Consider the following 7,667-nt stretch of genomic DNA (forward strand, 5'->3'; position numbering starts at 1 on the left):
CGGCGGCGCGGGCGCAGTCGAGTCCGTGCGGCCTATACGGTTCGCACGCACAGCGGCTCGAAGGTGACGGTGGTCTGCGGACCGTCCGCCCAGCGCACACACAACTCGCCGTCCGCCCAAGTCACTTCGGCCACGGCGGCGGCGAGGGGCGGTGTGCCGGTATCGGCCTCGGCTCCCAGGGCTGCCAGCGCTACGAGCACCGCCGTTCCCTGGACCTTGGCCGAGAGCCGGGGCATCCGCACCCACGGTTCATAGGCCGTGCCCTCGGGCGCGCGTACCTGGTCGGCCTCGTCCCAGCCGTGCACCCCGGTCAGCTCGGAGCGGAGCGCCTGTGTGGCCCACCCGGTGAGGGTGACCCGCGCACCGTGGGGCGCCCCGCTCACCCGGTGGACGCGCAGTTCGTGGCGGCCGCGTGCCACGGTCACGCTCTCGACACGCAGGCCCGGCACCATCGGCGGTCCGGAGCGGAACACCGGCCGGTGCCACGACGCCGCCCAGCCCCATCCCTCGCCCTGTCCCGCGCCCAGCGGATGGATGCGCCGGCGCACGCTCGCCGCGCCGTCGACCTCCACGGACAGGTGGTTGTCGGCGACGTTGGTCCGTGACGTGGGGCCGGTGTGCGTGGAGTAGGCCTGACGGCCGTACAACGGGTCGTCCTGCGCGGCGGATTCGCCCTCGTGCGGGCGCACGTGGTCGCTGCCGTGGTTGTGCAGGCGCACGATGCCGTCGGCCCGGGTCGACTGGACGAGCAGCCCGGGGGCGGGCAGCGCGAGCACCCGGTCGGGGCCGTCGCTCGGGGCCGGCTCCTCGGTCGCCGTCCACAGCGGGTCGTCCCCCGCCGCGAGCAGCGCCACGAAGGCCTTCGACGCCCAGTACGGTGACGCGGGGCCGGAATAGGTTTGCAGCGTGGCGGTGTGCGGGCCGTGCCAGCCGAGGCTGAGGAGCCCTTCGTCGGTGACCGCGCCCCGGTCGAGGAAGTAGCGCAGGTTTCCGCTGATCAGGCGGCGGGACGTGCCCGGGGGCAGCGGGGTGTGGCCGGTGACGGCACCCACGCCGACCGCCGCCGACGCCGCGAACCGGTAGGTCAGTGAACGCCCGAAGTGGATCGGCGCCCCGTCCGCGCCGAACAGGAGCGAGAAGCCCTCCAGGTGTTCGCGCAGCCGTGGTCCGAACCGCTGCGACAGTGCCGTGTCACCCATGAGATGCGCGTGGAGCAGCGGATACAGGTGCAGCGCCCACCCGTTGTAGTGGTCGAAGGCCCGCCCGTCGCCGTCCGCGTACCAGCCGTCGCCCCGGTACCACGTCTCCATCAGGTCGAGCGCCCGCTCCCTGACCCGCGCCGTCGCCGCGTCGCCGCGGCCCGTGGACTCCAGGAACGACGCCACCATGAGCGGGAAGAGGTACCAGTTGTTCGGCGCGGGGGTGTGTGTGACGGCGCCGCGCAGCCATGTCTCGGTCCGGTCCTGTACGTCGCCGTCGAGCCGGTCCCACAGCCACGGCCGGGTCAGTGACAGGCCGAGCGCCACCGACGCCGACTCGACCATCGGCTGGCCCTGCACATGGTGGTCGAGGATCAGCGGCCATGACTCGGTGTCGGTCCGGCCGGGGGTGCGGGTGCCGGCCGCGAGGCCGGTCGCGTACCGCTCCAGCCAGCCGTGCGGATCCTTGCCGCCGGCGCCCGCGACCCGGAAGCCGGCCGCCAGGAACGTACGGGCATAGCCCTCCAGGCCGTCCGAACGGACACCGGACCTGGAGGGGCGGCCCGGCAGGTCGAGCAGGGCGCCGCCGGGGGTCGCCCAGCGCCATGCGGCGCCGAGCAGCCCGTCGGCGACGGCCTCCCAGTGTGCGCGGGTGTAGCCGGTGTACGGACTCGACTCCCGGTCGTCCGGCGGGAGTCGGAACGGGGTGCTCATGCGAGGAAGGCCAGCCTTTCGCGTCGGACGGGGTGGGCGAGGCCGGCGCCCGCGGCCCACCGGGCCACCTCGGCGACGGCGGTGTCGGCGAGCCGCTCCCACTCGTTGCCCTGGGAGCCGGCGAGGTGGGGGGTGATCAGGGCGTTCGGGCAGTCCCACAGCGGGTGGTCGGCGGGCAGGACCTCGGGGTCCGTCACGTCGAGCACGGCCCGGACACGGCCCGCGCGCACCACGTCGGTGAGCGCGTCCTGGTCGACGACGGCGCCGCGCGAGGTGTTGATCAGCACGGCTCCCGGCCGCATCGCCTCCAGCAGTTCACGGCTGACGAGTCCGCGGGTGGCGGACAGCAGCGGCGTGTGGACGCTCAACAGGTCGCTGTGGGCGAAGAGTTCGGGCAGAGCCACCCACCGGACGCCCAGCTCGGCGGCCTCGGCCCCGGTGACGTACGGGTCGTGCAGCAGCACCTCGTGGTCGAAGGGGCGGAGCAGTTCGATGACGCGTCGGCCGATGAGGGAGGCGGAGAGGATGCCCACCGTGCGACGGTAGTTGCCGACCTCGTGCGGGGTGCTCAGCCAGTCGGCCCGCTCACGGGTCCGCCGGAATTCGCGGGCGCGCTCCAGTACGTGTTTCCCGTGCAGCAGGATCATGGCGAGCGTGTACTCGGCGACGGGCAGCGCGTTGGCCGCGGCCGCGGAGGACACCTCGATGCCCCGTTCCCAGCACGCGTCGGTGATGTGCCCGCGCACCGATCCGGCCGCGTGCACCACACACGCGAGCCGGGGTGCCGCCGCGAGGACGTCCGCGTCGAGGCTCGGGCAGCCCCAGCCGGTGACGAGCACCTCGACATCGCCGAGGACGTCCTTCGCCCGTACGCTCGTCAGGTCGTCGAAGACCGGCGGCGACGCCAGGTCGCACACGTCCCCGAGGGCGGCCAGCGACCGCGAGGGGAAGACGGCGGCGGCCGCCTCGGGCGACATGGCCAACGCCGCGCGGGGCTTGGTCACTTGACCGCCCCCGCCGTCAGGCCGGACCGCCAGAAGCGCTGGAGGAGGGCGAACGCGACGATGAGCGGGAGGACGGCGAGGAGCGAGCCCATGATCACCACCGGGTAGTACTCGGGCGAGACGGACGCCTGGCTGTTCCACTGGTACAGCCCCAGGCTCACCGGATACAGGTTCTGGTTGGACAGCATCACCATCGGCAGGAAGAAATTGTTCCAGATGGCCGTCAGCTGGAAGAGGAAGACCGTGACCAGGCCGGGGCCCAGCATGCGCAGCGACACGCGTATGTACGTCGTCAGCTCGCCGGCGCCGTCGACCCGCGCGGCCTCCAGGGTCTCGTCGGGCACATAGCCCCGGGCGAAGACGCGGCCCAGGTACACACCGAACGGGTTGAACAGGACCGGGACGAACACCGACCAGAAGGTGTTCACGACACCGGTCTCGGACGCGATGAGGTACAGCGGCAGCGCGAGCACCGTCTGCGGCACCATGACGGCCGCCAGCACGAGGCCGAAGAGCTTCTCCTTGTGCCGGAAGTGGTACTTGTCGAAGGCGTACCCGCAGGCGACGCTGATCAGCGCGCCGAGCGCCGCGCCGAGGACGGCGTACAGGAGGCTGTTGCCGTACCAGCGCCCGTACAGTCCGCCGTCCATGGCGAACAGGTCCTTGACGTTCCGGACGAGGGAGAAGTCGTGGAACGACAGGATGCTGCTGCTGAACAGGGCGTCGCGGGACTTCGTCGCGGCGAGCAGCAGCCACACCACCGGCAGCACGGTGTACAGGACGGAGATCGCGACGACGACGTTGACGGTCGCCCGGCCCAGCATCCGCGGTCGTGTCAGGGTGGAGTGCATGGCGCTCATCGGGCGTTCTCCTCGGCCGAGTCGACGCGGTTGGTCCAGCGGGTGACCCCGTAGGAGACGGCGATGGTGATGACCAGGAGGATCACCGAGGCGGCGGCCGCGAGCGAGTAGTTGTTGCGGCTGAAGGCGGCGTCGTAGATGTACATGCTGGGCGAGAACCGGGTGTTGACCATCTGCGAGGACTGGTGGAGCAGCATCGGCTCGGTGAACAGCTGCAGTGCCCAGATCAGCGTGAACATCGCGACCATGACGATCGAGGAGCGTACGAGCGGCGCCTTGACCTGGAGCGCGGTGCGCACCGGTCCCGCGCCGTCCACCACGGACGCCTCCAGTACGTCACGGGGCACCGCCTGGAGGGCCGCGTAGAAGACGACCATGTTGTAGCCGACGTTGCTCCACAGCGCGATGTTCACGATCGACGGCAGCGTGGTGTGCAGGCCGAGGAAGTCCACCGTGATGTCGGCCTTGCCGAGCACCTCGATGACGGGGCTGATGCCTGGCGTGTACAGGTACAGCCAGATCAGGGCGGCGATGATGCCGGGCACCGCGTGCGGCAGGAACAGGCCCAACTGGGCCCAGGCGCGCAGCCGGACGACGCCGGAGTCGAGCAGCAGGGCGAGCGCCAGGGAGCCGGTCACCATGAGCGGGATGTAGATCAGGCAGTAGACGCCGACCGTGCCGAGCCCGGACAGGAACGTCGGGTCGGTGAGCACGACGGAGTACGAGCGCAGGCCCACGAACACGGTGCGCGCCGGGCCGAAGCCGAGGCCCGGATGGTCGTCGCTGAAGAAGCTCAGCCACACGGCCGTGCCGACCGGGAGCAGGAAGACGAGGGTGAGAAGGATGAAGAACGGCGTCATCAGGACGCCCGCGGCGCCGTTGCGACGGCGCTGTGCCGTGCGCCGGGAGACGTCCGTCGCCTGTGCCGGGGCGGTTCGCGCCGTCGTGACGTGGGCGGTCTCGGTCATGGGGTCACCTGCCTGTCGGGGTGCGGGCGGTCACGTCGAGTGCTGGGTGGTGGCGAGGCCCAGCGCCTTGAGATCGGGCATCGTGCCGTCCTGTGCGGCGCGCACGGCGGACAGGATCGTGCCGGAGCCGGCTCCCGCCCGGGCGAACGCGTCCTGCATGACGTAGCCGGTGGCGGTCATGCGCGGGCCCCACACCCAGCCGTCGCGGATCTTGTGGGCCTCGTCCTCGAACAGCCGGTAGATGTCCTGACGGCCGTAGTAGGCGCGGTCGAACGCGGCGCGCCCCACGGACACGAGCCCGGTCGCGGCCGGGTACTGGCTGCTCGCGCCGCTGGAGAGCCGGGCCCTGAGGGCGTCGGGGTGCGCGACCTGCCACTCGATGAACGCCATGGCGGCCTCGGGGTGCCTGCTGTCCTTGGTGACGGCGAACGTCGAGCCGCCGTGTGTGCCGAGCGCCGGCCGGTCCGGGGTCCACTGCGGCAACGGCGCGATGCGCCACTTCCCCTTCTGCTCCGGATGCCCGTTCATCTGCGCGCCGGCGTCCCAAGCGCCGCTGAGCCGGGTCAGGACCAGGCCCTTGCCGATCTGTGCGTCGTAGAGGCGGGAGGTGGTGGAGTTGCAGTGGACGAGGTCCTCGTCGATGAGCCGCTGCCAGTACCCGGCCACCTTCCGGGTCGGGGCGTCCGCCATGGACACGTTCCAGGCGCCCTCGGATATGTCGAACCACTGCGCCCCGGCCTGCCAGCACCAGGCGGCCATCTGTGACATGCCGTCGGTGGGGAAGACGGCGATCCTGCGGCCGCCGCCGGTGCGGCGCACCGTGCGGGCCAGGACGGCGAACTCGTCCCAGGTGGTGGGGACTTCGAGGCCGAGCTGGTCGAACAGATCCTTGCGGTAGTGCAACACCATGGGCTCGACGTCGAGCGGCACGCTGTACGTGCGCTTCCCGAAGGTCGTCTGACCCAGCGCCTGCGGCAGCAGTTTCGCCCGCAGTCCGGCACCGACCAGCGAGGTGATGTCGCGGGCGACGCCGTCGATCGCGAAGCCCGGCAGCTGGGGGTACTCGATGGTGGCGACGTCGGGGGCGTTGCCCGCGCGTGCCGCGTTGCTCAGCTTGAGATACCCGCCCTGCGTGCCGGAGGGGATCTGCTCGAAGTCGACCTGGATGTCGTCGTGCGTCTTGTTGAACGCGTCCACCACCTGCTGGCTGCCGCGCAGGGCGGACCAGAAGGTGATGGTGGTCGTGCCTTTCCTGCCGGACGTGTTGCGGCTCCCGGATCGGACGGACGCGCTGTCGTTCCCGCTGCACGCGCTCAGTGCGCCCGTCAGCGGCAGCGCGGTGATCGCGGCGAGCACGGATCGACGGCTGTGTCGACCGGGCATGGGCGCCTCCCGCGGCTCGTGCGGATCCTGCGTGTTCGGGTCACGGGAATACTGAGCGACTGAATGAACCTGGTCAATAGATCAATCAGAGGTAAATTAAACGGTCAAACGCTCACCTCGCAACGGCAGTTGGCTCCGTGGTCGCTGACGTGCCGGGCGCCTGCGTCGAGCCGCGCACCTTCAGCGACGGCAGCAGCTCCAGCCGCCGCACGGGCGCGGTCGCGCCCTCGGAGTCCCGCGGGTCGAGCCGGCGCAGCAACAGTTCCGCCGCCGCGCGGCCGACGTCGGCCTTCGGCGGGGACACCGCGGTCAGCGGTGTACTGCCGAGCGCCGCGACGACGTCGTCGTACGCGATCACGGAGCAGTCCTCGGGAACCCGCACGCCGCTGTCACGCAGCGACTGCACCAGCATCAAGGCGTCCACGTCGCCGTGCAGCACGGCAGCTGTCGCACCCAACTGCGCCAGCATGGAGGGGAGTTCGACCGATTTCTCCGCGACCGAGGCCCGGTCGGGCACCGCGCCGGGTGAACTGAGCGCCACGGCCCACTTGTCGATGTCCGGATGCTCCGCGGCGATCTCGGTGAACGCGGCGCGGATGGCGCGCGCCGTCGGACTGTCGTCGCGCGCGGCGAGCACGATACGCCGGTGGCCCAGTTCCGTGAGGTGGCCGACGGCGAGATGGATGCCGTACCAGTGGTCCGTGCAGACGGTGTCCACGGCGTGCAGCGCACTGCCGCGCCGCGGCCTGCGCTCCATCACCACCGCGGGCACGTCGAGCCGCGACAGCCAGGTGTAGTCCGCCTCCTCCGTGGTGCGGCTGCGCCAGCGCGGCGCGATCAGCAGGCCTCGCGCTCCCTCGGCCAACGCCCGCTCCACGAGCGGCTGTTCGGCCCCCGGAGCAGCCGGTGCGATATGCAGGGCAATACGGATCCCGGCCTTCTCGAACACGGTCCGGGCGCCGTGCAGCGCCTCGTACAGATATGCGTGGCGCTCGGGCACCACGACCGCGACCGGACCGCCGTCGGCAGAGGGCGGCGTGCGGACCGGCGGCTGCTGCGTCTCGGGCAGCACCGGGCGGGCCACACCGTGGCCGCGGCGCAGCCGACCGGCGCGGGCCAGCTCCTCCACATCGCGCCGGACGGTCACCACCGACACCGCGAGTTCCACGGCGAGATCGCTGACCCGGACCGCACCGCGCGACTGCACCGCGGCGAGGATCCGCTGCCGCCTGAGATCGACCGGTTCGCGCATGCCGATGGCCCCCTCACAACCCGCTGTTCGTTTGAGCGCTTCACTGAACGCTTCGTCGGCAGCATAGCCAGAGGGTGCGGGGCCTGGGCGCCTTTGACCCTTGAAGCCTGGGCGCCTTTGACCCTTGAAGTTCGTGAACTCTCAAGTAAACTCCCGATCGCCCGCTCCCCCTCCCGGTCCCCCGTCCCCCTCCCCTCCGGACTCCTCACCCCCACCTCAACGGAGACCCACCCCCCATGTCCGTCATGGCGAACACACCTGAATCGGCATTACCGAACGCCCGATGT

The 7,667-nt window shown here is 71.2% G+C and carries 6 protein-coding genes; all 6 read right to left on the reverse strand.

The genetic code is table 11. The features are described 5' to 3' along the window. Positions 1 to 32 precede the first annotated feature (32 nt). The 6 genes from BIV25_RS20570 to BIV25_RS20595 all read right to left on the reverse strand — a co-directional run bounded on the left by BIV25_RS20570 (position 33) and on the right by BIV25_RS20595 (position 7,380). Entirely contained in the window at positions 33 to 1,913 is a 1,881-nt protein-coding gene (locus BIV25_RS20570; protein ID WP_071373825.1) for a DUF2264 domain-containing protein, read from the reverse strand. Beyond that, entirely contained in the window at positions 1,910 to 2,890 is a 981-nt protein-coding gene (locus BIV25_RS20575) for a hydroxyacid dehydrogenase (protein WP_071373837.1), read from the reverse strand. Before BIV25_RS20575 ends, BIV25_RS20570 begins: the two co-directional genes overlap by 4 nt. Before the next feature lie 23 nt (positions 2,891 to 2,913). Then, a complete protein-coding gene (locus BIV25_RS20580; RefSeq protein ID WP_071373826.1) occupies positions 2,914 to 3,777 on the reverse strand; it encodes a carbohydrate ABC transporter permease in 864 nt (287 codons plus the stop codon). After that, positions 3,774 to 4,745, reverse strand: coding sequence for a carbohydrate ABC transporter permease (locus tag BIV25_RS20585; RefSeq protein ID WP_071373827.1), 972 nt, complete (start codon positions 4,743 to 4,745; stop codon positions 3,774 to 3,776). Before BIV25_RS20585 ends, BIV25_RS20580 begins: the two co-directional genes overlap by 4 nt. A gap of 30 nt (positions 4,746 to 4,775) precedes the next feature. After that, positions 4,776 to 6,128: an ABC transporter substrate-binding protein gene (locus tag BIV25_RS20590; RefSeq protein ID WP_071373828.1), complete on the reverse strand. Its 1,353-nt coding sequence runs from the start codon at positions 6,126 to 6,128 to the stop codon at positions 4,776 to 4,778. 112 nt (positions 6,129 to 6,240) lie between these two features. After that, positions 6,241 to 7,380 (reverse strand): substrate-binding domain-containing protein, encoded by a 1,140-nt coding sequence (locus tag BIV25_RS20595; protein WP_071373829.1) that lies wholly within the window; start codon positions 7,378 to 7,380, stop codon positions 6,241 to 6,243. Positions 7,381 to 7,667: the final 287 nt, after the last annotated feature.

The organism is Streptomyces sp. MUSC 14 (assembly GCF_001866675.1).
Lineage (GTDB): Bacteria > Actinomycetota > Actinomycetes > Streptomycetales > Streptomycetaceae > Streptomyces.

Coding starts and splice junctions, on each gene's coding strand:
- BIV25_RS20570 (WP_071373825.1), bottom strand. CDS start 1,913: ATGAGCACCCCGTTCCGACTCCCGCCGGACGACCGGGAGTCGAGTCCG.
- BIV25_RS20590 (WP_071373828.1), bottom strand. CDS start 6,128: ATGCCCGGTCGACACAGCCGTCGATCCGTGCTCGCCGCGATCACCGCG.
- BIV25_RS20585 (WP_071373827.1), bottom strand. CDS start 4,745: ATGACCGAGACCGCCCACGTCACGACGGCGCGAACCGCCCCGGCACAG.
- BIV25_RS20595 (WP_071373829.1), bottom strand. CDS start 7,380: ATGCGCGAACCGGTCGATCTCAGGCGGCAGCGGATCCTCGCCGCGGTG.
- BIV25_RS20580 (WP_071373826.1), bottom strand. CDS start 3,777: ATGAGCGCCATGCACTCCACCCTGACACGACCGCGGATGCTGGGCCGG.
- BIV25_RS20575 (WP_071373837.1), bottom strand. CDS start 2,890: ATGTCGCCCGAGGCGGCCGCCGCCGTCTTCCCCTCGCGGTCGCTGGCC.